This window comes from Frondihabitans sucicola (assembly GCF_030296615.1).
Classification (GTDB): domain Bacteria; phylum Actinomycetota; class Actinomycetes; order Actinomycetales; family Microbacteriaceae; genus Frondihabitans; species Frondihabitans sucicola.
The window spans coordinates 1,223,367-1,248,299 of record NZ_AP027732.1 but is presented as its reverse complement, the minus strand read 5'-3'; the positions used below and the strand labels follow the sequence as shown (position 1 = coordinate 1,248,299).

Annotated in this window: 28 protein-coding genes and 4 pseudogenes; 2 read left to right on the top strand and 30 right to left on the bottom strand. The window is 69.0% G+C overall.

What is annotated here, in order from left to right:
• Nucleotides 1-2: 2 nt before the first annotated feature.
• The 11 genes and pseudogenes from QUE79_RS06625 to glmS form a co-directional block, all read right to left on the bottom strand.
• Nucleotides 3-200, bottom strand: a complete 198-nt coding sequence (locus QUE79_RS06625) for a hypothetical protein (protein ID WP_286345977.1) — start codon at nucleotides 198-200, stop codon at nucleotides 3-5.
• Nucleotides 201-926, bottom strand: a complete 726-nt coding sequence (locus tag QUE79_RS06620; RefSeq protein ID WP_286345976.1) for a DUF4190 domain-containing protein — start codon at nucleotides 924-926, stop codon at nucleotides 201-203. It abuts the gene before it with no gap.
• 137 nt (nucleotides 927-1,063) lie between these two features.
• On the bottom strand, nucleotides 1,064-1,375 hold the full coding sequence (locus QUE79_RS06615; RefSeq protein ID WP_286345975.1) for a DUF4190 domain-containing protein: 312 nt from the start codon (nucleotides 1,373-1,375) through the stop codon (nucleotides 1,064-1,066).
• Nucleotides 1,376-1,486: 111 nt separating this feature from the next.
• Nucleotides 1,487-2,542: a tRNA (adenosine(37)-N6)-threonylcarbamoyltransferase complex transferase subunit TsaD gene (tsaD, locus tag QUE79_RS06610; protein WP_286345974.1), complete on the bottom strand. Its 1,056-nt coding sequence runs from the start codon at nucleotides 2,540-2,542 to the stop codon at nucleotides 1,487-1,489.
• Nucleotides 2,539-3,021 (bottom strand): ribosomal protein S18-alanine N-acetyltransferase, encoded by a 483-nt coding sequence (gene rimI / locus QUE79_RS06605; RefSeq protein WP_286345973.1) that lies wholly within the window; start codon nucleotides 3,019-3,021, stop codon nucleotides 2,539-2,541. Before rimI ends, tsaD begins: the two co-directional genes overlap by 4 nt.
• Nucleotides 3,018-3,701, bottom strand: coding sequence for a tRNA (adenosine(37)-N6)-threonylcarbamoyltransferase complex dimerization subunit type 1 TsaB (gene tsaB, locus QUE79_RS06600; RefSeq protein ID WP_286345972.1), 684 nt, complete (start codon nucleotides 3,699-3,701; stop codon nucleotides 3,018-3,020). The genes rimI and tsaB overlap by 4 nt, the downstream gene beginning before the upstream one ends.
• Nucleotides 3,702-3,791: 90 nt before the next feature.
• Nucleotides 3,792-4,313 carry a tRNA (adenosine(37)-N6)-threonylcarbamoyltransferase complex ATPase subunit type 1 TsaE gene (gene tsaE, locus QUE79_RS06595; RefSeq protein WP_286345971.1) on the bottom strand — a complete coding sequence of 174 codons (522 nt, stop codon included), beginning with the start codon at nucleotides 4,311-4,313 and terminating at the stop codon, nucleotides 3,792-3,794.
• Nucleotides 4,313-5,494, bottom strand: a complete 1,182-nt coding sequence (gene alr / locus QUE79_RS06590) for an alanine racemase (protein ID WP_286345970.1) — start codon at nucleotides 5,492-5,494, stop codon at nucleotides 4,313-4,315. The genes tsaE and alr (QUE79_RS06590) overlap by 1 nt, the downstream gene beginning before the upstream one ends.
• Complete coding sequence (gene alr, locus QUE79_RS06585; protein WP_286345969.1) at nucleotides 5,491-6,606, bottom strand: alanine racemase; 1,116 nt, start codon at nucleotides 6,604-6,606, stop codon at nucleotides 5,491-5,493. Before alr (QUE79_RS06585) ends, alr (QUE79_RS06590) begins: the two co-directional genes overlap by 4 nt.
• Nucleotides 6,603-6,982, bottom strand: a pseudogene (locus QUE79_RS06580) (holo-ACP synthase). Before QUE79_RS06580 ends, alr (QUE79_RS06585) begins: the two are co-directional and overlap by 4 nt.
• 44 nt (nucleotides 6,983-7,026) lie before the next feature.
• Nucleotides 7,027-8,873: pseudogene (gene glmS, locus QUE79_RS06575) on the bottom strand (glutamine--fructose-6-phosphate transaminase (isomerizing)).
• A 79-nt stretch (nucleotides 8,874-8,952) separates the two neighbouring features.
• Between glmS and coaA the strand changes: the two are divergent.
• Nucleotides 8,953-9,900, top strand: coding sequence for a type I pantothenate kinase (coaA, locus tag QUE79_RS06570; RefSeq protein ID WP_286345968.1), 948 nt, complete (start codon nucleotides 8,953-8,955; stop codon nucleotides 9,898-9,900).
• Between the two features lie 72 nt (nucleotides 9,901-9,972).
• Here the strand turns inward: coaA and QUE79_RS06565 are convergent, their stop codons facing one another.
• From QUE79_RS06565 to infA, 11 genes and pseudogenes are all read right to left on the bottom strand, one after another.
• Entirely contained in the window at nucleotides 9,973-11,163 is a 1,191-nt protein-coding gene (locus tag QUE79_RS06565) for an MFS transporter (protein ID WP_286345967.1), read from the bottom strand.
• A gap of 87 nt (nucleotides 11,164-11,250) precedes the next feature.
• Nucleotides 11,251-12,621, bottom strand: coding sequence for a phosphoglucosamine mutase (gene glmM / locus QUE79_RS06560; RefSeq protein WP_286345966.1), 1,371 nt, complete (start codon nucleotides 12,619-12,621; stop codon nucleotides 11,251-11,253).
• A 19-nt stretch (nucleotides 12,622-12,640) separates the two neighbouring features.
• On the bottom strand, nucleotides 12,641-13,126 hold the full coding sequence (rpsI, locus tag QUE79_RS06555; RefSeq protein WP_286345965.1) for a 30S ribosomal protein S9: 486 nt from the start codon (nucleotides 13,124-13,126) through the stop codon (nucleotides 12,641-12,643).
• A 29-nt stretch (nucleotides 13,127-13,155) separates the two neighbouring features.
• Nucleotides 13,156-13,601: pseudogene (rplM, locus tag QUE79_RS06550) on the bottom strand (50S ribosomal protein L13).
• Nucleotides 13,602-13,801: 200 nt separating this feature from the next.
• Entirely contained in the window at nucleotides 13,802-14,686 is an 885-nt protein-coding gene (locus tag QUE79_RS06545) for a tRNA pseudouridine synthase A (RefSeq protein ID WP_286345964.1), read from the bottom strand.
• Nucleotides 14,687-14,899: 213 nt separating this feature from the next.
• Nucleotides 14,900-15,553 (bottom strand): 50S ribosomal protein L17, encoded by a 654-nt coding sequence (gene rplQ, locus QUE79_RS06540; RefSeq protein ID WP_286345963.1) that lies wholly within the window; start codon nucleotides 15,551-15,553, stop codon nucleotides 14,900-14,902.
• Between the two features lie 49 nt (nucleotides 15,554-15,602).
• The gene (locus QUE79_RS06535) at nucleotides 15,603-16,595 is read right to left on the bottom strand and encodes a DNA-directed RNA polymerase subunit alpha (RefSeq protein ID WP_286345962.1); all 993 of its coding nucleotides are present in this window, start codon (nucleotides 16,593-16,595) and stop codon (nucleotides 15,603-15,605) included.
• 177 nt (nucleotides 16,596-16,772) lie between these two features.
• Nucleotides 16,773-17,170 (bottom strand): annotated as a pseudogene (gene rpsK, locus QUE79_RS06530) (30S ribosomal protein S11).
• Nucleotides 17,171-17,212: 42 nt separating this feature from the next.
• Nucleotides 17,213-17,587, bottom strand: coding sequence for a 30S ribosomal protein S13 (gene rpsM / locus QUE79_RS06525; RefSeq protein ID WP_286345961.1), 375 nt, complete (start codon nucleotides 17,585-17,587; stop codon nucleotides 17,213-17,215).
• Between the two features lie 178 nt (nucleotides 17,588-17,765).
• Nucleotides 17,766-17,882: a 50S ribosomal protein L36 gene (gene rpmJ / locus QUE79_RS06520; RefSeq protein WP_286345960.1), complete on the bottom strand. Its 117-nt coding sequence runs from the start codon at nucleotides 17,880-17,882 to the stop codon at nucleotides 17,766-17,768.
• Nucleotides 17,883-17,950: 68 nt separating this feature from the next.
• The gene (gene infA / locus QUE79_RS06515; RefSeq protein ID WP_055965022.1) at nucleotides 17,951-18,172 is read right to left on the bottom strand and encodes a translation initiation factor IF-1; all 222 of its coding nucleotides are present in this window, start codon (nucleotides 18,170-18,172) and stop codon (nucleotides 17,951-17,953) included.
• A gap of 311 nt (nucleotides 18,173-18,483) precedes the next feature.
• Here infA and QUE79_RS06510 point away from each other — a divergent pair, with 311 nt between their 5' ends.
• On the top strand, nucleotides 18,484-19,680 hold the full coding sequence (locus tag QUE79_RS06510) for an LCP family protein (protein ID WP_286345959.1): 1,197 nt from the start codon (nucleotides 18,484-18,486) through the stop codon (nucleotides 19,678-19,680).
• A gap of 20 nt (nucleotides 19,681-19,700) precedes the next feature.
• On the opposite strand, the gene map is transcribed toward QUE79_RS06510, so the two are convergent.
• The 8 genes from map to rplF form a co-directional block, all read right to left on the bottom strand.
• A complete protein-coding gene (map, locus tag QUE79_RS06505) occupies nucleotides 19,701-20,534 on the bottom strand; it encodes a type I methionyl aminopeptidase (RefSeq protein WP_286345958.1) in 834 nt (277 codons plus the stop codon).
• 9 nt (nucleotides 20,535-20,543) lie between these two features.
• Nucleotides 20,544-21,158, bottom strand: a complete 615-nt coding sequence (locus QUE79_RS06500; protein WP_286345957.1) for an adenylate kinase — start codon at nucleotides 21,156-21,158, stop codon at nucleotides 20,544-20,546.
• A complete protein-coding gene (secY, locus tag QUE79_RS06495; RefSeq protein WP_286345956.1) occupies nucleotides 21,155-22,477 on the bottom strand; it encodes a preprotein translocase subunit SecY in 1,323 nt (440 codons plus the stop codon). Before secY ends, QUE79_RS06500 begins: the two co-directional genes overlap by 4 nt.
• 67 nt (nucleotides 22,478-22,544) lie before the next feature.
• Nucleotides 22,545-23,114 (bottom strand): 50S ribosomal protein L15, encoded by a 570-nt coding sequence (gene rplO / locus QUE79_RS06490; protein WP_286345955.1) that lies wholly within the window; start codon nucleotides 23,112-23,114, stop codon nucleotides 22,545-22,547.
• Nucleotides 23,114-23,296: a 50S ribosomal protein L30 gene (rpmD, locus tag QUE79_RS06485; protein ID WP_194600685.1), complete on the bottom strand. Its 183-nt coding sequence runs from the start codon at nucleotides 23,294-23,296 to the stop codon at nucleotides 23,114-23,116. Before rpmD ends, rplO begins: the two co-directional genes overlap by 1 nt.
• Entirely contained in the window at nucleotides 23,296-24,021 is a 726-nt protein-coding gene (rpsE, locus tag QUE79_RS06480) for a 30S ribosomal protein S5 (protein WP_286345954.1), read from the bottom strand. The genes rpmD and rpsE overlap by 1 nt, the downstream gene beginning before the upstream one ends.
• Nucleotides 24,018-24,389 (bottom strand): 50S ribosomal protein L18, encoded by a 372-nt coding sequence (gene rplR, locus QUE79_RS06475; protein WP_286345953.1) that lies wholly within the window; start codon nucleotides 24,387-24,389, stop codon nucleotides 24,018-24,020. The genes rpsE and rplR overlap by 4 nt, the downstream gene beginning before the upstream one ends.
• A gap of 2 nt (nucleotides 24,390-24,391) precedes the next feature.
• Nucleotides 24,392-24,928 carry a 50S ribosomal protein L6 gene (gene rplF, locus QUE79_RS06470; RefSeq protein ID WP_286345952.1) on the bottom strand — a complete coding sequence of 179 codons (537 nt, stop codon included), beginning with the start codon at nucleotides 24,926-24,928 and terminating at the stop codon, nucleotides 24,392-24,394.
• Nucleotides 24,929-24,933: the final 5 nt, after the last annotated feature.

The window sequence follows — 24,933 nt, the reverse complement described above, 5'->3', positions numbered from 1 at the left end:
CGTCAGGACCGGACGACGACGATCAGGAACGCGACGCAGGCCAGCACCAGGAAGCCGGTGAGGGCGAGTGCGCCCGCCCAGACGGCGGTCAGGACGATGATGGCGCGCCCGGCGCTCTCGCGCTCCGCGGGCGTCGCGGCGGCGCGGTAGCGGCGCCACAGCGCGAACGCCAGGCCGAACCGCCACGCCGCGGGGATCATCTAGAAGCTCGAGCCGGAGCCGCTGTTGGCGGAGGTGATGCCGATGACGACGAAGATGGCGATGTAGCCGAGGAAGAAGGCGACGCCGACGAAGCCGGTGATGATGCCGGCGAGGGCCATGCCCGATCCCTGCTGCTGGAATTGCTTCGCGCGACGACGCGCGATGAAGCCGGTGATGATCGCCGCGATGGGCATCAGGGCGATGAAGAGGAACCCACCGATGACCCCGACGATGCCCAGGACCATGGACACGATCGCGAGCGCGCTGGTGCTCCCGGGGACCGGACCGCCGTACGTCGCGTAGGGATTCTGAGCGTACGGGTTCTGAGCGTAGGGGTTCTGGGCGTAGGGGTTCTGGGCGGGCGCCTGGCCGTAAGGGTTCTGCCCGTAGGGGTTCTGCGCGCCGGGCTGCTGCCCGTAGGGGTTCTGCGCGCCAGACTGCTGCCCGTAGGGGTTCTGCGCGCCGGGCTGCTGGCCGTACCCGGACTGCTCGCCGTAGCCGGACTGCTCGCCGTATGCCGGTGGTGCGTCCGGAGCGGACTGCCCCGCATCAGCGGGCTGGCCGTACGCCGGCGGCGCGTCCGATGCGGGCTGGCCGTACGACGGCGGCGCGTCCGATGCGGGAGCTTCGGCCCCGGAGGTGTCGGGCACGCCTGCGTCGGCGGCGGGCGTCGAGCCGGCCGGCTCCTCCGCCGGCGTCGGCCCTGAAGAAGTCTGGTCGCTCATGGTCGTCGCTCCGTAGTCGTGATCGCAGTGACGGCGTCCCCCGCCGTCCCGCGCCGCGGCGGGAGCCGGACGCGCGGGTTTCCATCGACCCTAGCGCCAAGCTCGCTCCGCCGCTGGCTCTTCGACGGGCACGGGCCTCAGCGCATCGCGCCGTGACTCGCGCCGACGATGATGAGGATGACCTCGAGCACGATCCCGATGATGCCCAGGATGATGCCGGCCAGGGCGAGACCCCGCCCCCGCTGGCCGGAACCGGCGATCTGACGGCGACCGAGGAGGCCGAGCACCAGCGCGACGAGGCTGATCACGCCGTACAGGCTGAAGAAGAAGCCCACGATCCCGGCGATCAGCGAAATGATCGCCAGCGGGTTCCAGCGCCCCGACGCCGCCGCGGGCGTGCCGTAGGCGTCGTTCGAGGGCGGGGCGGTGGGAGGAAGAGAATCGGACATCGTCGTACAGCTCCTTCGGGTGACCACACGTACGGTGGCCTTCACTGGACGGTAGTCCGCACTCGGGCATCGCGACCGATTCGACGCGAAACGCTGCGCGACGTTCGCTGGCTAGAACGCCTGCGCGGTGGTCACCGGAAGCGTGGAGTCCGCGCCGAACGACAGCGGCGACGGTTCGCGCCCGCGCAGGGCGAGCTCGGCGCCGAGCGCCGCGATCATCGCGCCGTTGTCGGTGCAGAGCGAGAGCGGCGGAATGCGGAGTTCGACACCGGCGTCGGCGCACCGCGCGGCGGCGACCTCGCGCACCCGCGCGTTGGCGACGACCCCGCCGCCGAGGAGCAGGCGCGACACCCCGCGATCCCGGCACGCGGCCAGCGCCTTGGTGAGCAGGACGTCGACGACCGCCTCGCGGAAGCTGGCCGCCACGTCGGACACGGGCACCGGGGATCCTGCCGCCTCGGTCTTCTCGACCCAGCGCGCGACGGCCGTCTTCAGGCCCGAGAACGAGAAGTCGTAGCGGTGCTTCTCCAGGTCTTTCGGAAGCGTGAGGCCGCGCGGGAAACGAATGGCCCGAGGGTCGCCGGAGGCCGCGACGCGATCGATCTGCGGCCCGCCGGGGTAGGGCAGTCCGAGCAGGCGCGCGACCTTGTCGAACGCCTCGCCCGCGGCGTCGTCGATGGTCTCGCCGAGCAGTTCGACGTCGTCGAGGAGGTCGCGGACGTGCAGCAGCGAGGTGTGCCCGCCCGACACGAGCAGCGCGATGGTCGGCAGTTCGAGGGCCGAGCCGTCGGCGCGCAGGACGTCGGCGCCCACGTGTCCGACCAGGTGGTTCACGGCGTAGAGGGGTTTGCCGGCTCCGAGCGCCAGGGCCTTGGCCGCGCCGACGCCGACCATCAGCGCACCGGCGAGGCCTGGTCCGCTGGTGACTGCGATGGCGTCGAGATCGTCGAGGGTCACGTCGGCCTCGGCGAGCGCCGCCTCGAGAGTCGGCTGGAGCGCTTCGAGGTGGGCGCGGGCCGCGATCTCGGGGACGACGCCGCCGTAGCGGGCGTGTTCGTCCATCGACGAGGCGATGACGTTGGCCAGCAGCGTGCGTCCGCGGACGATACCGATGCCGGTCTCGTCGCAACTGGTCTCGATGCCGAGCACGAGGGGTTCAGCGGTCATGGGGTTCCTCCGGAAGGACGGAGGCGCGCGCGCATCACCAGCGCGTCGACGCCGTCCGGCATGTAGTAGCGGGGGCGCACGGCGATCCCCTCGAAACCGAACGACTCGTAGAGCGCCTGGGCGCCCGGGTTGTCGACGCGCACCTCGAGGAACGTCTCGCGGGCGCCGCGCGCCGACGCCTCCTCGAGCATCCGCCGGACGAGGTCGCGGGCGATGCCGCGGCGGCGCGCGCCCGGAGCCACGGCGATGGTCTGGATGTCGGAGTCGGGCGACCCGATCGCGGCGAGCAGCCCCGCGTAGGCGACGACCTCGCCCGCGGGGTCGGTGACGACCTGGTAGAAGCACGAGGAGTTCGCCAGCTCGTGCGCCATGCTCTCGGGGCTCCAGGCGTCGTTCACGAACACCGAGGTCTCGATGGCCATGATGGCGTCGAGGTCGGCGGGCGTCGCCTGGCGCACCTCGTACGGCTCAGCGCTCACGAGACCCGCTTGGGCGCACCGGGGATCGTCACGTCGGGCGATCGGAGGTAGAGCGGCTCGTCAGCGGCGAACGGCCGGCCGGCCGTGTAGAGGGTCTCGCCGAGCAGGCCGAGGGCGGCGGCCGACACCACGGTCGAGGCGGGGTCGGTGCGCGCGGCCTCCGCCGAGAAGACGGGGCCGCAGGATCCTGCGATCGCCTCGTCGAGATCGGCCGGTCGCACCAGAGACGGCCCGGCCACCCGCACGGGCAGACCCTGTTCGTCGAGGTGCGAGTACGCGCTCCAGTACACCTCGCGGCGGCGGGCGTCGGTCACGACGAGCAGCGGGGACCTGGCGACGGGAGCGCCGCCCGTGGCGAGCGCCGGACCGCCGAGACGCTCGAAGGCGATCGCGTCGTGGCTGACGAGTGGCAGGCACGGCTTGCCGGCGCCGAAGGCGAAGGCGCGGGCCGCGGCGATGCCGACGCGGAGGCCGGTGAAGGGACCGGGGCCCATTCCGGCGACGACGGCGCTGAGACGGCTCGGCTCGATGCCGGCCTCGTCGAGGCACGCCGCGATCAGTTCGCCGATGACCTCGGCGTGACGGCGGGTGTCGAGCTCGGTGACCTCGGCGAGGACTCCCGCCTCGCGGTCGACGACGCTGACACTCGTTCCGGAGGAGGTGTCGATCGCCAGAAGCATGCCTCAATCGTACGGTGCCGCGGCGTCCGGAAGACGCCGCCCGCGACCCGGAACGACCGGTGGCGCGAGCCGGAACCGGTGCCTCGAACGTCAGGGGAGCGTGACAGCGGACCAGCGGGGGCCGTGGGCGACGACGGTGACGCGGCGGGGCTCGTCGTCGGGAGCTGTGACATCGGCATCGGTGGCATCGGAAGCGCCGGCATCGGGAGCGCCGGCTCCGACGGGGCGCTCGATCGTCACGTCGAGCCACGACTCGGCGACGCCGTCGAGGAAGCCGGACCCCCACTCGACCACCACCACGGAGCGGTCGAAGTCGATGTCGAGGTCGTCCAGCTCGGCCGCGGACCCGAGCCGGTAGGCGTCGACGTGCACCAGGGGGACGCCGCCCTCGCCGAGCGGCGGGTGGGTGCGCGCGAGGACGAACGTCGGCGACGCCACCGGCCCGCGCACGTCGAGCCCGGCGCCGATCCCGCGCGTCAGAGTCGTCTTGCCGGCCCCGAGCGGACCGGTCAGCACGAGGAGGTCACCCGCCCGCAGCTCGGAAGCCAGGCGGATGCCGAATCGCTCCATGCCCTCGCTGGACGCGATTTCTCCGTCGAACAGCACGGCCATCAGACGTAGACCCTCGGGATCCGCGGGCCGAGGCCCGAGACGATCTCCTCGCCGATCGTGCCGATCAGGTCGGCCCACTCGCCCACGGTCAGCTCGCCGCGCGTTCCCGGACCGAACAGGGTCGCTTCGTCCCCCGCCTCGACCGGGTCGTCACCGACGTCGATCAGGAACTGATCCATCGCCACGCGACCGACGATCGGGTACCGCTTGCCGCGCAGGGCGACGGTCACGCCGTGCTGCGAGCGCCGGGAGAGGCCGTCGGCGTAACCGATCGGCACCAGCGCCACGGTCGTGTCGCGGGGCGCGCGGTAGGTGTAGTCGTAGGAGACGCCGGTGCCGGCCGCGATGCGCTTGACGCGGGCGATCCTGGCGCTGAGGGTCATCACCGGGACGAGACCCCGATCGGCCGCAGTGACGCCGTCCGTCACGGGGATGCCGTAGGTGTTCGCGCCCATCCGCACCATGTCGAGGCGCAACTCCGGCCGTTCGAGCCCCGCGCTCGACGCCGTCAGGTGCCGTCGCTCGAAGCGGGCCCCCAGGCCCTCCGCGCGACCGATCGCCTCGGTCAGGGTCTCGGCCGACTCGGTGTCTTCGTCGTCGGAGGCCTCGGCGAGGTGCGAGTACACCCCGCGAAGGCGCAGGATCCCGGCGTCGCGCAGCTCGATCGCTCGGCTCACCAGGGCGTCCCACTCGCCGACCAGCACTCCGTCGCGGTGCAGGCCGGTGTCGACGTTGAGGTGCACGAGCGCCGGAGCGTCGATCGGTGCTGCGGCCGCGTCGGGGGCGAGCGCCTCGGCGACGGACGCGACTGCCCTGGCGACGGCTTCCAGCTGAGCCAGCGAGGAGATGCCGAGGTCGATCCGCTCGGCGACGGCGCGCTCGAAGGTCTCGGTCGACGCGAACTGCCAGGCCAGGATCGAGACGGAGTCGCCGATGCCGGACGCCCGCAGCTCGTGCGCGTTGGCGAGTTCGAGGGCGCCGAGCCAGGTCACCCCGGCCTCCACTGCGGCGGCCGCGACGGCGGTGGCGCCGTGCCCGTAGCCGTCGGCTTTCACGACCGCCATGAGCTCGGCCGGGGCGACCACCTCGCGCAGGTGTCGGAGGTTCGCGCGGTACGCGCCGAGGTCGACGGTGGCGCGGCGGAGCCACGGCGACTCGGGAGTCGACGACACGTCGGTCACGTGTACCTCCTCGGCAGGCGGTGCGAGAGGCGCGCGACGACCTCGTAGGCGATGGTGCCGGTGGCCTCGGCCCAGTCGGCGGCGGTGGGGTGCCCGGCAGCGGCGTCGCCGAACAGAACGGCCTCGTCGCCGAGCGACACGGCCACGGAGTCGGCGCCTCGGTCGGGACCGATGTCGACGGTCATGGCGTTCATGGCGATCCGACCGACGACGGGGCAGAGTCGCCCGCCGAGGAGCACCGACGCACGGTTGCTGGCGATCCGCTCGATGCCGTCGGCGTAGCCGATCGGAAGGAGGGCGAGCCGGGTGTCGCGGGGCGCCCGCCACGTGTAGCCGTACGAGGTGCCCTCGCCGGCGGGGATCGCCTTCACGCCGATGACGGGAACCGACAGGGTGAGCGCCGGGCGGATGCCGAGGTCTTCGGGGGTGCGATCGGGGAACGGGCTCAGACCGTACAGGGCGAGCCCGAACCGGACCAGCGTGAGGCGCCCGGCGACGCCGTACGACAGGGCTGCCGCCGACGCGGCCAGGTGCTGCAGCGGCGGGTTCACCCCTCGCTCGCCGAGACTGCCCACCGCGCTCACGAGGGAGGCCAGCTGGTGGCCGTCCTCCTGCGGCGAGGTGTTCGACAGATGGCTCATCACGCCTTCGACGCGCAGAAGTCCGCTCTGCTCGAGGATGGCCGCACGATCGAAGAGGGCCTCCCACTCCGACTCGACGGCGCCGTTGCGGCTGAGGCCGGTGTCGAGGCAGAGGTGCACGGCCGGCACGCCCGCGGCGGCGCACGCCTCGAGCTGGGCGAGGTCGCTGACAGCCGGCGTGATCTCGAACCGGACCGCGCGCTCGAAGGTCTCGCCCGGTGCGTGCAGCCAGCTCAGCACCGGCAGGCTCACCCCGCCGCGCCGCAACGCGACCGCTTCGTCGAGGTCGACGACGCCCAGCCAGTCGACACCGCCCTCTTCGAACGCGAGCGCGGCGTCGACGGCGCCGTGCCCATAGGCGTTGGCCTTGACGACGGCCATCACTGCGGCGGGCGCGACCGCTTCGCGCAGGATCGCGACGTTGTGCCGGAGTGCGCCGGTATCGATCGTCAGGCGGGCCTCCCGGGTCACGAGGCGGCCACCGTCTCGGCGATGACGAAGGCCGTCGCGACGCCGGCGTCGTGGCTCAGCGACAGGTGCACGGTCGTCACGCCGCGCGACTCGGCGAGCGCGGCGGCTCCCCGCGGAGCGTCAGCGACGGTGCCCGCTGGTCGTCGGCCCCGACGACCATGTCGTGCCAGCCGATACCGGTCGAGCCGCCGAGCGCCTTGATGAGGGCCTCTTTCGCGGCGAACCGCGCCGCGAGGGACTCCACCCGCCGGGGCTCCCCGTCGCGCAGGAGCTCGGCGTCGGTGAAGAGACGCCAGCGCAGCTTCGGGGTGCGCTCGAGGGTGCGCCCGAAGCGTTTGACGTCGACGACGTCCACCCCGATTCCGACGATTGCCACGGTGATCCTGCGCTCTGCTCTCTCGTGTCGCTGCTGGTCGACGTCTACTCGACCGTGACGCTCTTGGCGAGGTTGCGGGGCTGGTCGACGTCGAGGCCCTTGGCCGCCGCGAGCTCCATGCCGAAGATGTGCAGCGGCACGACCGCGAGGAGCGGCTCGAACAGCGGCGCGGCCAGCGGGATGTGCAGGACCTCGTCGGCGAACGGAAGGACCGCCGCGTCGCCCTCTTCGGCGATCGCGATGACGCGGGCGCCGCGGGCGCGGATCTCTTGGATGTTCGAGACGACCTTCGCGTGCAACGACCGCGGGTCGCGCGGCGACGGAACGATCACGAAGACGATCTGGCCCGGTTCGATCAGGGCGATCGGGCCGTGCTTGAGCTCGCCCGCCGCGAAGCCCTCGGCGTGGATGTACGCCAGCTCTTTCAGCTTGAGCGCTCCCTCGAGTGCGATCGGATAGCCGACGTGGCGGCCGAGGAAGAGGACGGAGCGGGTGTCGGCCATCCAACCGGCGAGGGTCTTGATGCGTTCACCCGTCTCGAGCACCCGCGAGATCTTCTCGGGGATCGCCCGGAGGTCGTCGACCTGCTCGGCGATCTCGGTGGCGGTCATCGTGCCGCGGAGCGTCGCCAGGTGCAGGCCGAGCAGGAACAGCGCCGTGCCCTGGGCGACGAACGCCTTCGTCGACGCGACGGCGACCTCGGGACCGGCGTGCGTGTAGATGACGGCGTCGCTCTCGCGCGGGATCGTCGCGCCCTGCGTGTTGCAGATCGACAGCACCTGGGCGCCCTGCTCGCGGGCGAACTTGACGGCCATCAGGGTGTCCATCGTCTCGCCGGACTGGCTGATCGACACGACGAGCGTGTGCTCGTCGAGGACCGGGTCGCGGTAGCGGAACTCGTGCGCGAGCTCGACCTCGACCGGCAGCCGCGACCACTGCTCGATGGCGTACTTGCCGAGGATCCCGGCGTAGGCGGCGGTGCCGCAGGCGATGACGATGACCCGGTTGACCGTGAGCAGGCGCTCTTTGATCGGGTCGAGGTCGTCGAGGTGCACCCCGCCGTCGACGGCGCGGCCGAGCAGCGTGTTGGCGACGGCCTCGGGCTCCTCCGAGATCTCTTTCGCCATGAAGCTCGACCAGCCCCCTTCTCTGCGGCGGCGGCGTCCCAGGTGACCTCGAACTCGGTGGCCTCGACCGGAGCGCCGGCGAAGTCGACCACGGTGACGGTCTCCGGGGTGATCGTGACGAGCTGATCCTGCCCGATCGCCAGGGCGCGGTGCGTGAACTCGATGAAGGCAGCGACGTCGCTGCCGAGGAAGTTCTCGCCGTCGCCCAGGCCGATCACCAGCGGCGAGTTGCGGCGAGCGCCGACGACGACGCCGGGCTGGTCGGCGTGCACGACGAGCAGGGTGAAGGCGCCCTCGAGGCGGTTCACGACCCGTCGCAGCGCCTCGGCGAGGTCGCCGACCGCGCGGTACTCGCGGGCGACGAGGTGGGCGGCGACCTCGGAGTCGGTCTCGGAGGCGAAGACCGTGCCCTCGAGGAGGAGCTCTTCTTTCAGGTCGGAGAAGTTCTCGATGATGCCGTTGTGGATCAGCGCCAGCTTGCCACCGTCGGAGAGGTGCGGGTGCGCGTTCTGATCGGTCGGGCCGCCGTGGGTCGCCCAGCGGGTGTGCCCGATGCCGGTCGAGCCGTTCACCAGCGGCGAAGCGTCGAGGTCGTCGACGAGCATCTGCAGCTTGCCGGCCTTCTTGCGCATGTCGAGAGTGCCGTCCGGGCCGATCACGGCCACGCCGGCGGAGTCGTACCCCCGGTATTCGAGGCGCTTGAGACCGCCGAGGAGGACCTCGACGCTCTTGTCCGAACCGACGTAACCCACGATGCCACACATGCGAGCCAGCCTATTCGACGGCGACTGCACGGCTCGTCCGCCTCGCGCTGCAGGTCCGTACGCCCGTAGGCTGACTCCCATGGCCGAAGCGACCGCCACCTCTCCCGTGCATCTGACCCCCTTCGTCGAGGTCGATCGCGACGCGTGGGCGGCTCTGGCGCCCGTGGCCAAGAACCCCCTGACCGAGACCGAGCTGGTCCAGCTCCGCGGCCTCGGCGACCGGCTCGACCTCCGAGAGGTGAGCGACGTCTACGTCCCGCTGAGCCGTCTCATCAACCTCTACGCGGCCGGCGCGCGCAACCTGCACCGCGCCACGAGCGACTTCCTGGGCGAGCGCGCGCAGCGCACCCCGTTCGTCATCGGGGTCGCAGGATCGGTGGCGGTCGGCAAATCGACGGTGGCTCGGCTCCTCCGCGAACTGCTGTCGCGCTGGAGCGACACTCCCCGCGTCGAGCTGATCACGACCGACGGCTTCCTCTACCCCAACGCCGAGCTCGAGCGCCGCGGCATCATGGACCGCAAGGGCTTCCCCGAGTCGTACGACCGGCGGCGCCTCCTGAAGTTCGTGTCGCAGGTGAAGAGCGGCGCCGAAGAAGTGCGGGCGCCGTTCTACTCGCACGTCGAGTACGACATCGTGCCGGGCGCGGAGGTCGTGATCCGGCGGCCCGACATCCTCATCGTCGAGGGCCTCAACGTGCTCCAGCCTGCCGTCGGAGGCCGCCTCGCCCTGAGCGACCTGTTCGACTTCACGCTCTACGTCGACGCCCGCACCCACGACATCGAGAACTGGTTCGTCGAACGTTTCCGCCAGCTGCGCGAGGGGGCGTTCAGCCAGGAGGAGTCGTTCTTCCACCGGTTCTCGTCGATCCCGGAGGCCGAGGCGCTGGGCTTCGCCCGCGAGGTCTGGCGCACCGTCAACGAGCCCAACCTGAAGCAGAACGTGCAGCCCACGAGGTCGCGAGCGACCCTCGTGCTGCGCAAGGGCGCCGACCACAAGGTGGCGTCGGTGCTCCTCCGCAAGATCTAGGGCGTGTCTCCCCCGTCGACGTGGATTCGGGCGCGGAACGGGGCGGCGCGCACGCGTGTGGTGCCGGACGAGTCAGTCGGCAGCCCCGGCGAAGCGCTTGCGCGTCGCGAACCCGATCACGCACAGCACGGCCATCACGGCGGCGAACCCGATCCCGGTCGGCGCGAGGCCGAACAGCCTCTCGGCGAACCCGGCCAGGATCGCCGGCACCGAGATCGCGAGATACGCCACCACGAAGTACGCGCTGGTCGCCTCGGTGCGGCGGTCGTCGGGCGTGGCACCGACGATCGCCCGCAGCCCGTAGCTGAACAGGAGACCCTGCCCGGCGCCCGAGACGACCGACGACACGATGAGCAGCGCGAGCGACGCCAGCGGGAGCGCCACGGCGAGCAGGATCATCCCGACGAACAGCAGGATGCTCCCGAGGACGATGGCCCTCACCACCGCCAGCTTGCCCAGCACGATCTGCGCCACGGCCGACGCGGCGAAGAGCGACGCCGTCACGACCCCGACGACGAGCGCCGAGTGGATCCCGAGCACGGTGCCGACGAAGTTCGGCGCGACGGACGAATAGAGCCCGCACACGGCGAACCCGGCGACGGCGCCGATGGACGCCGCGCCGAACACGCTGCGGGCCTCGCGAGGGATCCCCGGGCGCTGCAGCCGGAACCTGGCATCCTGCTGCTTCTTCACGGTCTCGCGGACGAGCAGCAGCGCCAGCCCGGCCAGGACGAGCAGGAGAGCGTGCATCACGAACGGCGCGCGCGTGGGCCAGGGCGTCAGCTGCGACACGAGCCCCGCCAGGAACATGCCGAGGCCGAGGCCGCCGATGTTGGCCGCGGTCGCGAGAGCGCCGGCGACGGCCTTGCGAGCGGCAGGAGCCTGCTCGAGCACGGCAACGGTGCCGGTACTGGTCAGGATGCCGGCGGAGAAGCCCGAGAAGATGCGGCCGGCGAAGAGCAGACCCTCGGCGGTGCCGATCGAGAACAGGATCGCGCTGACGAACGAGAGCAGGATCCCCGCCAGCAGCATCGGCTTCCGTCCGATGATCTGGCTCAGTTGCCCGACCCCGATCAGCGCGGCGATGACCCCGGCCGCGTACACGGCGAAGAGCACGGTCGTGGTGCTGCCCGAGAAGCCGAAGGCCGCCTGGTACTGCGGGTAGATCGGCGTCGGCAGCGTCGTGCCGATCATCACCACGGCGAAGACGAAGAGGACGGCGGCGAAGCCGAGATTCTGGCGGGTGTCTGTCTCAGCTGTCACTCGTCAACGGTACTCGGTTGTGCGACAGCCGTCGCCCCCACGAGACCCTCGCCGCGGGCGGGTCGCTCCCCTCCGCGGCGGCAGCCTCTACGCCGCGGCAGTGCCCAGGCGCTCTCGCACGACCTCGGCCAGCGAGTGCGCGATGCGGTCGGCGTCGTCCTGTGAGGCGGCCTCGACCATGACGCGGACGAGCTGCTCGGTGCCCGAGGGGCGGAGCAGGACCCGCCCCGAGTCGCCGAGCGACTCCTCAGCCGCAGCGACGGCGGCAGCGATGACCTCGTCGCCGCCGAGCGCCGAACGATCGACGTCGCGCACGTTGACCAGGATCTGCGGGAACACCGTCATGACGGACGCGAGCTCGGCGAGCGACTTGCCGGTGCGAGCCATCTCGGCCACGAGCGACAGCCCGGTGAGGACGCCGTCACCGGTCGTGGCGTGCTCGGCGAAGATGATGTGGCCGGACTGCTCGCCACCCAGGCTGAAGCCGTGCTCGTTCATCTCTTCGAGGACGTAGCGGTCGCCGACGCCGGTCTCGACGACCCGGATGCCGTTGTCGCTCATGGCGCGGCGCAGACCGAGATTGCTCATGACGGTGGCGACGAGCGTGTCGTCCTTCAGGCCCCCGCGCTCCTTGAGCGCCAGGGCGAGGATCGCCATGATCTGGTCGCCGTCGACGATGGTGCCTTGCGCGTCGACGGCGAGGCAGCGGTCGGCGTCGCCGTCGTGCGCAATGCCGACGTCGGCGCCGTGCTTCACGACGGCCTCCGCGAGCTGGCCGAGGTGGGTCGAACCCACTCCGTCGTTGATGTTGACGCCGTCGGGGTCGGCACCGATCACGGTGACGCGGGCGCCCAGGTCGTGGAAGACCTCCGGCGAGACGCCGGCGGCAGCGCCGTGCGCGCAGTCGAGGACGACGTGGATGCCGTCGAGGCGGCCCCGGACCGCACCGAGCAGGTGCACGACGTACCGGTCCTCGGCGTCGGCGAACCTGCGGATCCTGCCCACGTCGCCTCCCACCGGCATCAGCCGCGGGGCGTCCATGGTGGCTTCGATGCGGTCTTCGACCTCGTCGGGCAGCTTGGCGCCGCCGAACGCGAAGAACTTGATGCCGTTGTCGGGAGCGGGATTGTGCGACGCACTGATCATCACCCCGAAGTCGGCGCCGGAGTCGGCGACGAGGAAGGCGGCGGCGGGCGTCGGGATCACCCCGGCGTCGAGCACGTCGACGCCGGACGAAGCGAGGCCGGCGGCGACCGCTGCGGCCAGGAACTCACCGCTGATGCGGGGGTCGCGGGCGAGGACGGCGACCGGACGGCGCCCCTCGGCGCGCCGAGCGTCGGCGTGGTGCCCGCGGGTGAGGACGACCGCACTCGCCTGGGCAAGACCCAGGGCGAGTGCGGCCGTCAACTCACGGTTGGCAAGGCCCCGAACTCCGTCGGTTCCGAAGAGACGCGTCATCGCGAGACCGAGCCGGTGCTTAGCGCTTGGAGAACTGAGGAGCCTTACGGGCCTTCTTGAGGCCGGCCTTCTTGCGCTCCTTGACGCGAGCGTCGCGGCTGAGGAAGCCCGCCTTCTTCAGCTCGGCGCGGTTGTTCTCTTCGTCGATCTCGTTCAGCGTGCGGCTGATGCCGAGGCGGAGGGCGCCGGCCTGACCCGAGGGGCCACCACCGGAGATCTTCGCGACGACGTCGTACGAGCCGAGCAGGTCGAGGACCTTGAACGGGTCGTTGATCAGCTGCTGGTGCAGCTTGTTGGGGAAGTACTCGTCGAGCGCACGGCCGTTGACGGTGATGACACCGGTGCCGGGCGTGAGGCGCACGCGGGCGATGGCCTGCTTGCGACGGCCGACGGCGCCGCCGCCGACGGTGAGGACGGGACGGGGAGTCGAGGCCTCGACGGGAGCGGCGCTCTCGGTCGTGAAGCTCTCGGGCGTGGATTCGATGGAATCGGCGATGCTGGCCACTTAGGGATCCTTAAAGTCGGAGGCGGACGCTACTGGGCGACCTGGTCGAGGGTGTACGGCGTGGGCTTCTGTGCCGCGTGAGGGTGCTCAGGACCCGCGTACACCTTCAGCTTCTGGATCTGCGCGCGACCCAGCGAGTTCTTCGGCAGCATGCCGCGGATGGCCTTCTCGACGGCGCGAGTCGGGTGCTTCTCGAGCATCTCGGAGTAGGTCTGAGCCGTGAGGCCGCCCGGGTAACCCGAGTGGCGGTAGGCCAGCTTGGTCTGGAGCTTCGATCCGGTCAGCGCGATCTTCTCGGCGTTGACGATGATGACGAAGTCGCCCATGTCCATGTGGGGGCGAAGGTGGCCTTGTGCTTCCCGCGCAGCAGCGCGGCAGCGTGGCTTGCGAGACGGCCGAGGACGATGTCGTTGGCGTCGATGATCAACCACTGCGGCTGGACGTCAGCCGGGGTGGGAGAGAAAGTGCGCGTCACAGTAGTGCTGCTTTCTGGTCGAGGTGAGAGGTTCGTGAATCCCGCTCCGTTGCCGTTGGCACCTCGATGAGGCACGAACGAGTCAGGTGGAGGGCTCAACTTCGGGCGAAAGCGCGCAGTTGCGCAGACACCAAGGGGACACGTTACAGGATCACGGGGCGGCCGGCAACCACGCGCAGGATCGCGGGGCTCCGTCGCGGCTAGAGCGCGGCCCGCCGCGCCCGGGTCAGCTCCGCCCGCGCCTCGAAGTGCTCCTCGCCCGGGTAAGCCACCTCGCGCAGTGTCAGACCGTGGGCGTTCGCCACCTTGAACTCGCCCTTGCGCAGCCCCGTCTCGCGGATGCGCGTCACGTCGTCGATCGAGAGCCGCCCCTCCCCCACGGCCAGCGTCGCGCCCACCAGGGAGCGCACCATGCTGTGGCAGAAAGCGTCGGCGCGGACGCGTGCCACCAGGATCCCGTCCGGGTCGCGGCGCCAGTGGAACTCCTGGAGGGTCCGCACGGTCGTGGCGCCGTCCCGGGGCCGGCAGTACGCCGCCCAGTCGTGCAATCCGAGCAACGACAGGGCCGCGGCGTTCATGAGGTCGAGATCGACGGTCGCGTCGAACCAGAGGGTGTCGTACCGACGGATGGGGTGCCTGGGGCCCGTGAGATCGGACACCCGGTACTCGTACTCGCGCCAGAGGGCGGAGTAGCGCGCATCGAAGGTGCGCGGGACGACCGCCGCGTGCGTCACGTGCAGGTCGTCCGCGGCCCCGGCCAGACCGTTGATCCTGCGCGCCAATCGCAGCGCGGGCGGGAAGGGCGGGTACTTGGTCCGGTTGCGGTGCGGGGTGGCCAGGAAGGCGTGCTGATCGGCCGTGAGGTCGAGGTGGACCACCTGGCCGATCGCGTGAACACCCGTGTCGGTGCGGCCGGCGACGATCAGCCGCGGTGCCGGCAGGTGGCGCCTCAGGGTCGTCTCGAGCGCGATGTCGATCTCGCCCTGGACGGTGCGGAGGCCGGGCTGCGCGCTCCAGCCGTTGAAGGCGGTGCCGTCGTACGAGACGTCGAGCCGAAGTCGAACGGGCCCTGTCTCGTTTTCCACGCCGTCGATTCTACGAGACGCCCTCCCCTCCTTAAATCGAAGGGGATTTTCGTCCCGACCCCGCTCGATCCTGATGGGGTGGGCCCTGCCGGGAGAATCCCCTTCGATTTACGGAGGGGCAGGATCGGCGGACAGCCGCAGAGGCGCAGGATCGGCAGAAGGCCCGCCCTCCAGAGGAGAGCGGGCCTTCAGGCTGTGGTGCCAGTGGAACGACTACTTCTTGTCGCCGTCGGCCTCGTCGGCCGGAGCCTCGTCGGCCGGAGCCTCGGTGGTCGCCTCGATGATCGTCTCGTCGGAGGCGGTCAGGTCGTCGGAGGACTCCGACTCGAGCTCGGCGGTCGTCTCGGGGACCTCGTCGGTGTCGACGGGGGCCTCGGTCGTGGCCTCGATGATGGTCTCGTCGGAAGCCGTGAGCTCGTCGGAGGACTCCTCGAGGAGCGCCTCGGTCGTCGCGGGGGTCGCGGCGGCCGTCTTGGACGACTTGGCGGAACCCTTGGTCTTGGGGCTCACGGGCTCGAGGACGAGCTCGATCTGCACCATGGACGCGTTGTCGCCCTTGCGGAAGCCGAGCTTCGTGATGCGGGTGTAGCCGCCCTCACGCAGTTCGAGCAGCGGCGCGACCTCGGAGAACAGGATGTGCGTGGTCTCTTTGTTGCGCAGGATGCCCTGCACGCGACGACGCGAGTGCAGATCGCCGCGCTTCGCGAAGGTGACGAGGCGCTCGGCGACGGGACGGAGGCGCTTGGCCTTGGTCTCGGTCGTCTTGATGCTCTTGTGCGTGAACAGCTGGCCGGCCATGTTGGCGAGCAGAAGGCGCTCGTGCGCCGGGCCGCCTCCGAGGCGGGGACCCTTGGTGGGCTTGGGCATTGTTTTTCCTAAAAGTGTTTAGAGGTGGAGGGCGTCGAGCGGGGAGACCTTAGTTGGTCTCCTCCTCGTCGTAGCCGCTGTAGAAGTGAGCACCGTCGAAGCCGGGAACCGTGTCTTTCAGCGAGAGGCCGAGCTCGACGAGCTTGTCCTTCACCTCGTCGACCGACTTCTGACCGAAGTTGCGGATGTTCATGAGCTGCGTCTCGGAGAGAGCGACGAGCTCGGACACCGTGTTGATGCCCTCGCGCTTGAGGCAGTTGTAGCTGCGGACCGAGAGGTCGAGGTCTTCGATCGGGGTCTGGAGCTCGCTGGAGAGAACGGCGTCGACCGGCGCGGGGCCGATCTCGATGCCCTCGGCCGCGTTGTTGAGCTCACGAGCGAGACCGAACAGCTCGGTCAGCGTGCGGCCGGCCGAAGCGATGGCGTCGCGGGGGCTGATCGCGGGCTTGGTCTCGACGTCGACCACGAGGCGGTCGAAGTCGGTGCGCTCACCGGCACGAGTCGCCTCGACGCGGTAGGTGACCTTCAGGACGGGCGAGTAGATCGAGTCGATCGGGATCTGACCGGCCTCGGAGAACTCCGAGCGGTTCTGCACGGCCGAGACGTAGCCGCGGCCGCGCTCGATGGTCAGCTCGAGTTCGAACTTGGCCTTGTCGTTCAGGGTCGCGATGACGAGCTCAGGATTGTGGACTTCGACACCGGCGGGAACCGAGATGTCGGCGGCGGTGACCTGGCCGGCACCCTGCTTCCGCAGGTACGCCGTGATCGGCTCGTCGTGCTCGCTCGACACCACGAGGCTCTTGATGTTCAGGATGACCTCGGTGACATCTTCTTTGACACCGGGAACGGTCGTGAACTCGTGAAGCACACCGTCGATGCGGATGCTGGTGACAGCTGCTCCGGGGATCGACGAGAGGAGCGTGCGACGCATCGAGTTGCCGAGCGTGTAGCCGAAGCCGGGCTCGAGGGGCTCGATCACGAAGCGGGAGCGGAACTCCGAGATGTTCTCCTCGGTGAGAGTGGGGCGCTGTGCAATGAGCACTGTGGATTCCTTTCGGCGAAGAGTCCGCTATATGACTCTTGTGCGATGCGGCAGGTGGCGGGCCCGCCGGTATTGAGTTGTGAAAGTTATGACGGGTGACGCGAGGCGTCTGCTGACGCCGGGAGCGGGGCCGCGCGCGGCCCCCGCCTTCAGCACCAGCGCGAAGCGCGCGTCGGATCAGACGCGACGGCGCTTCGGCGGGCGGCAACCGTTGTGCGCCTGCGGCGTGACGTCGTTGATCGAACCCACCTCGAGGCCGGCGGCCTGGAGGAGCGGATCGCGGTCTCGCGCCCGGAACCCGGGCCCTTCACGAACACGTCGACCTTCTTGACGCCGTGCTCCTGCGCCTGACGCGCAGCCGACTCGGCGGCGAGCTGCGCCGCGAACGGGGTCGACTTGCGCGAGCCCTTGAAGCCGACCGCGCCGGACGAAGCCCAGCTCAGCACGGCCCCGGACGGGTCGGTGATCGAAACGATGGTGTTGTTGAACGTCGACTTGATGTGGGCCTGGCCCACGGCGACGTTCTTCTTCTCTTTACGGCGGGGCTTACGCGCGGCCGACTTCGGTGCTGCCAATTTTTTCTCCTACAACCTAGATGGCTACGGCGGGCGCCGGGCCTATCGAGCCTTCTTCTTGCCGGCGACGGTGCGCTTCGGGCCCTTGCGGGTGCGAGCGTTCGTCTTGGTGCGCTGGCCGCGGACGGGCAGACCGCGACGGTGGCGGATGCCCTCGTAGCTGCCGATCTCGACCTTGCGGCGGATGTCGGCGGCGACCTCGCGGCGGAGGTCACCCTCTACCTTGAAGTTGCCCTCGATGTAGTCGCGGAGCAGGACGAGCTGGTCGTCGCTCAGGTCTTTGACGCGGATGTTGCCGTCGATCGAGGTCTCGGCGAGAGTCTTCAGCGCGCGCGTGCGGCCGACTCCGTAGATGTAGGTCAGTGCGACTTCCACGCGCTTGTCGCGCGGGATGTCAACGCCTGCTAGACGTGCCATTGTGGCTTCTCCTTGAGAGATGGTGGAGGTGTGTCACAGCGCCGGTGCCAGGGCCTCCGCCCTGGGTGTCCTCGCGGCCCCTCGACGGTGACCGTCTCGGGATCCTGCGGATCTGGTGCTGCTTGGGGTGTTGCCGGTGGAGCTGGTGTTGCTCTGGAACAGGATTCTCAGACGAGAATCAGCCCTGGCGCTGCTTGTGGCGCGGGTTGCTGTTGCAGATGACCATGACGCGGCCGTTACGGCGAATCACCTTGCAGTGCTCGCAGATGGGCTTGACGCTGGGCTTGACCTTCATGTTGTTTCCTTTTGACTCGCTGGCCTCGTGCCCGACGGGTGCGTCGGGCCGTTCCTTTCCAGCACGCCCTACTTGTAGCGGTAGACGATCCGGCCGCGGGTCAGGTCGTAGGGGCTCAGCTCGACGATCACACGGTCTTCGGGGAGGATGCGGATGTAGTGCTGACGCATCTTTCCGGAGATGTGAGCGAGAACTTTGTGTCCGTTGCTCAGCTCAACGCGAAACATCGCGTTGGGCAGCGCTTCGACCACTGCGCCTTCGATTTCGATGACACCGTCTTTTTTGGCCATAGCCTCACTGTCGCTAAAAATTGGTTGTGTTGGTCTTGCGGGGAATGGTAGCCACAGGATCACGATCGCCTCGGCGAATCGGGACCACGACGGCACGCAGAAAGCGGGCCTGGGACACCAAAGATCGATCTTATGCGATGGGGCTATAGTTTGCCAACCCGGCGGGTCAACTCGACACGCCGTCGTTCGCGTTGCGTCTTCCCGATGCCGAAAGCCCGAAAGAGAGACCCGTGCCCGGAGAACGTTCGAGCCGTCGAAATCCTGCCCAACCGGGCGTCGCCCGTCACGGGCGACTGCCCCGAAGCGGCCCGGTGCGGTTCGTCGCACTCCTCGTGGGCGTGGCCCTGGCGGTGTCCGTCGTCAGCGTCGGAAGCGTCGCGGCGTACGCCGGAATCACGCTTAAATCCCAGATCAAGAGTGTTTCGATCGGCGCGAAGGACGACAGGATCGCCGAGAGCACCTCGATCGGCGCGATCGCCGGCGGAGCGAACATCCTGCTCGTCGGAAGCGACACCCGGGTGGGCCAGTCGCAGGTGGCGGCGGGTGTCGCCGACGGGAGCCGCAACGACGTCACGATCCTCATCCACCTGTCGGCCGATCACAAGCAGATGACCGCCGTCTCGTTCCCGCGCGACCTGATGGTCGACCTGCCGTCCTGCACCGGAACGAACGGCGCCACGTTCCCTGCAGCGGATTACCAGCAATTCAACACGACTCTCGGAGAAGGGCTCGGCTGCACCGTCGCCACGGTCGAGTCGATGACCGGGCTGTCGATCCCCTACGCCGCCGAGATCACCTTCGACGGCGTGATCGAGATGTCGAACGCGATCGGCGGAGTCGACGTCTGCGTCGCCAAGGCGATCGACGATTCCGACTCCGGTCTCGTGCTCTCCGCCGGCGACCACACCCTCCAGGGGTTGCAGGCACTGCAGTTCTTGCGCACGCGGCACGGCGTCGGTGACGGCAGCGACCTCGCGCGCATCTCGTCCCAGCAGGTCTTCCTCTCTGCCATGATGCGGAAAATCGTCTCGGGCGGCACGCTCGGAAACCCCGTGAAGTTGTACGGCCTGGCCTCGGCCGCCGTGAAGAACATGACCCTCTCGAAGAGTCTGAGCGATACCGACACGATGGTCGAGCTCGGCCTGGCCCTCAAGAACATCGACCTGTCGAAGGTGCTGTTCGTGCAATACCCGACCGCTACCGATCCGGCCAACGCGAACCGCGTGGTGGCCGACAGCTCGGCCGCGACGGTGCTGAACACGGATCTGCAGCACGACACGAAGTTCGTCCTCGGTGCGGACAGCGTCGGAAGGGCGTCCCAGGTCTCCGGTTCGTCGACGTCGACCGCCTCGCCGTCACCGAGCGCCTCCCCGTCATCGAGCGCCTCCCCGTCGTCGTCGGGTTCTTCGGCGGCAACGCCGACGCCGACGTCCGGCACGTCGACGCTCCCGTCGACCATCACCGGCCAGGCCGCCTCCGAGGCGACCTGCTCGGTCGGCAACGGCTAGGGCGATGTGACGGACGCCAGCTAGGGAACGGGGACGGGGCGGATGCCGAGGGGCGCGAGCTTCTCGGCGCCGCCGTCGGAGGCCGTGAGCACCCAGATGCCGCCGGAGTGCACAGCGACCGAGTGCTCCCAGTGGGCGGCGTCCGAGCCGTCGCGCGTCGTGACGGTCCACTCGTCGTCCTGCGTGAACGTGTCGATGCCGCCCGCGGTGACCATGGGCTCGATCGCCACGACCAGCCCGGGCTTGACGGCCGGGCCGTTGCCGCGCACGCGGTAGTTGAACACGGGCGGATCTTCGTGCATCGACCGGCCGATTCCGTGCCCGACATAGTCTTCGAGGATCCCGAAGTCGCCCTGCGACTCGATGAAGTCTTCGATGGCTTCACCGACCTGGTTGAGGTGCTTGGCCGTCGCCAGTGCGGCGATGCCGTGCCAGAGGGACTGCTCGGTCACCTCGTTGAGATGCTGGCGGGCGGCGAAGCGAGCAGGATCCGCGGGATCGTCCACGACGAACGTGCGCGCGCTGTCGCCGTTCCACTCCTCGAACTGGGCCCCGCTGTCGACGGACACGATGTCGCCGGCCACGAGCACCCGATCGCCGGGGATCCCGTGCACGACGTCGTCGTTCACCGAGACGCAGAGCGTCTTGTGGTAGCCGGGGACGAGCATGAAGTTGGGTTCTCCGCCGCCGTCGCGGATCGTCTTCTCCGCGATCGCGTCGAGCTCGGCGGTGGTGATGCCCGGCCGGATGGCGGCGGCGACCGCATCGAGCGAGGCTTCGGTGAGCAGGCCGGGACGGAGCATCCTGCGGAGTTCGTCGGGGGTCTTGTAGATCCCCGACCGGCGGAAGGCCACGCGGGAGTTCTAGGCCGCGGCCGCGGGGCGGATGCCGCGCGACGAGAGGGCGTCGTCGACTCGCGCTGCGACCTCGTCGACGGTGCCGAGCCCGTCGACCTCGAGCAGCAGGCCGCGGTCGCCGTACTCGGCGATCAGGGGCCCCGTCTCGCGGAGGTAGACGTCTTGGCGGTGACGGATGGCCTCTTCGGTGTCGTCGCTGCGGCCCTGCTCGAGCGCGCGCTTGCGCAGTCGCTCGACGATCTCGTCGCGGTCGGCCACGAGCTGCACGACGGCCGTGAGTTCTTCACCCTTGCCCGCGAGAAGCGAGTCGAGGAAGGCCACCTGGTCGGCGGTGCGCGGGTAGCCGTCGAGCAAGAAGCCGTTCACGGCGTCGGCCTGGCCGAGGCGGTCTTCGATCAGCTCGTTGGTGAGCGAGTCGGGTACGTAGTCGCCGGCCGCCATGATGGCCTTGACCTGGAGGCCGAGGGGCGTCTCGTTCTTGACGTTGGCACGGAAGATGTCGCCGGTCGAGATCGCGGGGATCCCGTACGATTCGGCGATCCTGCCGGCCTGGGTGCCCTTGCCGGCCCCGGGAGGGCCGACGATGAGCAGGCGCGCGCCCTGCAGCGCACCGCCCGTCATCGCAGGAGCCCCTCGTAGTGACGCTGCTGCAGCTGGGAATCGACCTGCTTCACGGTCTCGAGACCGACACCGACGATGATCAGGATGCTCGCTCCTCCGAAGGGGAAGTTCTGGTTCGCACCGACCGTGGCCAGGGCGATCAGAGGGATGAGTGCGACCAGCCCCAGGTAGAGCGAACCCGGCAGGGTCACGCGGGTGAGGACGTAGTCGAGGTAGTCGGCGGTCGGCCGCCCGGCGCGGATGCCGGGGATGAACCCGCCGTACTTCTTCATGTTGTCGGCGACCTCTTCTGGATTGAACGTGATCGCCACGTAGAAGTAGGTGAAGCCAATGATGAGCAGGAAGTACAGGAGCATGTAGAGCGGCTTGTCGCCCGAGGTCAGGTTCGTCTGGACCCAGGTGACCCAGCCGGCCGGCGCGGAGCCGTCGGACGGCGTGTTGAACTGCGCCACGAGAGCCGGCAGGTACAGCAGCGACGAGGCGAAGATGACCGGCACGACGCCAGCCATGTTGACCTTGATCGGGATGTACGTGTTGTTGCCGCCGTACGTCCGCCTCCCGACCATCCGCTTGGCGTATTGCACGGGTATCCGTCTCTGCGATTGCTCGACGAAGACCACGAGCCCCATGATCACGATTCCGACCACGATGACCATCAGGAAGATCTCGAAGCTCTTGGCCTGCTCGATGGCCCAGAGGGCGGTGGGGAACTTGGCGGCGATCGACGTGAAGATCAGGATCGACATGCCGTTGCCGATACCGCGCTCGGTGATGAGCTCGCCCATCCACATGATGAGGCCCGTACCGGCGGTCATGGTGATGACCATGAGCAGGATCGCGTACCAGGCGTTGTTCGTGATCAGCTGGCTGCACTCGGAGACGGTGGAGGAGCCGAACAGGGCGCCGGACCGCGCGACGGTGATGAGGGTCGTCGACTGCAGGATGCCCAGGGCGATGGTGAGGTAACGCGTGTACTGCGTCAGCTTGGCCTGGCCCGACTGGCCCTCTTTGTAGAGAGCGTCGAAGTGGGGGATGACCACGCGGAGCAGCTGCACGATGATCGACGACGTGATGTAGGGCATGATGCCCAGCGCGAAGACCGAGAGTTGGAGGAGCGCGCCACCGGAGAACAGGTTGACGAGCTCGTAGAGGCCCGATGTCGACTGGTTGCCGGCCAGACACGTCTGGACGTTCGAGTAGTCGACGAACGGCGAGGGGATGAACGACCCGAGTCGGAAGAGCGCGATGATGCCGAGCGTGAACCCGATCTTTCGCCGAAGGTCGGGTGTGCGGAAAATTCTCGCAACAGCTCTGAACACGAAGGCCTCCCGGTAATGAGGATAGACGACTGATGAGGGTGGCCCTTCCGGGCCACCCTCTCAGGTATTACTTGGTGACGGTTCCGCCCGCGGCGACGATCTTCTCTTCGGCAGAGCCGGAGACCTTGTCGACGACGACGGTGAGCTTGACGGCGAGATCGCCGCCTCCCAGAACCTTGACCTTCTCGTTCTTGCGAACGGCCCCCTTGGCGACCAGGTCGCTCACGGTGACCTCACCGCCCTTGGGGTAGAGGTCGGCCAGCTTCTCGAGGTTGACGACCTGGTACTCGACGCGGAACGGGTTCTTGAACCCGCGCAGCTTCGGGGTGCGCATGTGCAGAGGCATCTGCCCACCCTCGAAACCGACCTTGACCGAGTAACGGGCCTTCGTGCCCTTGGTGCCGCGACCGGCGGTCTTGCCCTTCGAGCCCTCACCGCGACCCACGCGCATCTTCGCCTTCTTGGCACCGGGAGCCGGGCGAAGGTGGTGGACCTTGAGGATCTGGGGGCGAGCGACGTCCGAGGTCTCGGACTTCGAGGCCGCAGCCTTGGTCGAAGTCGCCTTGGTGGCCGGCTTCTTGGCTGCAGCCTTGGGGGCAGCAGCCTTCGTGGTGGCTTCTGTCTTCTCGTCAGCCATTAGTCAATCTCCTCGACCTTGACGAGGTGAGCGACCGTCACGACGTAACCACGGTTCTGCTTGTCGTCCGGGCGAACGACCGTCTGGCCGATTCGCTTGAGACCCAAGCTCCGCAGCGTGTCGCGCTGGTTCTGCTTCTCGCTAATTTTGGACTTGATCTGAGTTACGCGGAGCTGAGCCATCAGGCACCTGCCTTCTCAGTTGCTGCGGCGCGAGCCTCGGCCTCGACGCGAAGCAGACGGGCCGGAGCGACGTGGTCGATGTCCAGACCACGGCGAGCCGCGACGGCGCGAGGCTCTTCCAGCTGCTGCAGCGCCGCGACGGTCGCGTGCACGATGTTGATGGTGTTCGACGACCCGAGCGACTTGCTCAGGACGTCGTGGATGCCGGCGCACTCGAGCACGGCGCGGACGGGACCACCGGCGATGACACCGGTACCGGCCGCAGCGGGACGCAGCAGGACGACGCCTGCCGCAGCCTCACCCTGGACGGGGTGCGGGATCGTGTTGGCGATGCGGGGGACGCGGAAGAAGTTCTTCTTCGCCTCCTCGACACCCTTCGAGATGGCCGTGGGGACCTCGCGGGCCTTGCCGTAGCCGACACCGACGAGACCGTTTCCGTCGCCGACGACGACGAGAGCGGTGAAGCTGAAGCGACGACCACCCTTGACGACCTTGGAGACGCGGTTGATGGTGACGACGCGCTCGAGGAACTGGCTCTTGTCGCGGTCGTCACGACCGCCACGACCCTGGTTGCGGTCACCGCGGCCGTTGCCACCGCGACGGTCGGTACGACCGGCGTTGGCGCCTTCGCGGTTGTTCGACTCCGAGCCGGCAGCCGTCTCGACGGGGCGGTCGACGACGGCCTCGGCCGCCACCTCCGGCGTCTTGTTCGTTTCGTCGCTCACAGGTCCAACCCACCTTCCCGGGCGCCCTCGGCAATAGCCGCGACGCGTCCGGCGTACTTGTTACCACCGCGGTCGAACACGACCGCTTCGATTCCGGCAGCCTTGGCACGCTCGGCGACGAGTTCGCCGACCTTCTTGGCCTTGGCAGTCTTGTCACCGTCGAACGTGCGCAGGTCGGCCTCGAGGGTCGATGCGCTGGCGACGGTGTGGCCCTTGCTGTCGTCGACGACCTGGACGAACACGTGACGTGCCGAACGGTTGACGACGAGACGCGGGCGGAGTTCGGTGCCCGCGATCTTCTTGCGCAGGCGAGTGTGACGGCGGCTCGTAGCGGCCGACTTGCTCTTACCTCTGGTTCCGAGACCCATGATTACTTACCTGACTTTCCGGCCTTGCGGCGGACAACTTCGCCGGCGTAGCGCACACCCTTGCCCTTGTAGGGCTCGGGCTTGCGCAGCTTGCGGATGTTGGCAGCGACTTCGCCGACCGCCTGCTTGTCGATGCCGGTGACGGTGAGCTTGTTGTTGCCCTCGACCGTGAAGCTGATGCCCGTGGGCGGCTCGACGGTGATGGGGTGGGAGTAGCCGAGGGCGAACTCGATGTTCGAGCCCTTGGCCTGAACGCGGTAACCGGTACCGACGATCTCGAGCCCCTTGGAGTAACCCTGGGTGACGCCGATGATCTGGTTCGCGATGAGCGTGCGGGTGAGGCCGTGCAGCGAGCGCGAAGAGCGCTCGTCGTCGGGACGGGTCACCAGAACGGTGCCCTCCTCGATCTTGGCCTCGATGGGGCTGGCGACGACGAGCGCGAGCTCACCCTTCGGGCCCTTGACGGTGACGGCCTGGCCGTCGATCTTCACATCGACCCCGGCAGGGATCGGAATGGGGAGTCGTCCGATTCGTGACATGGCGG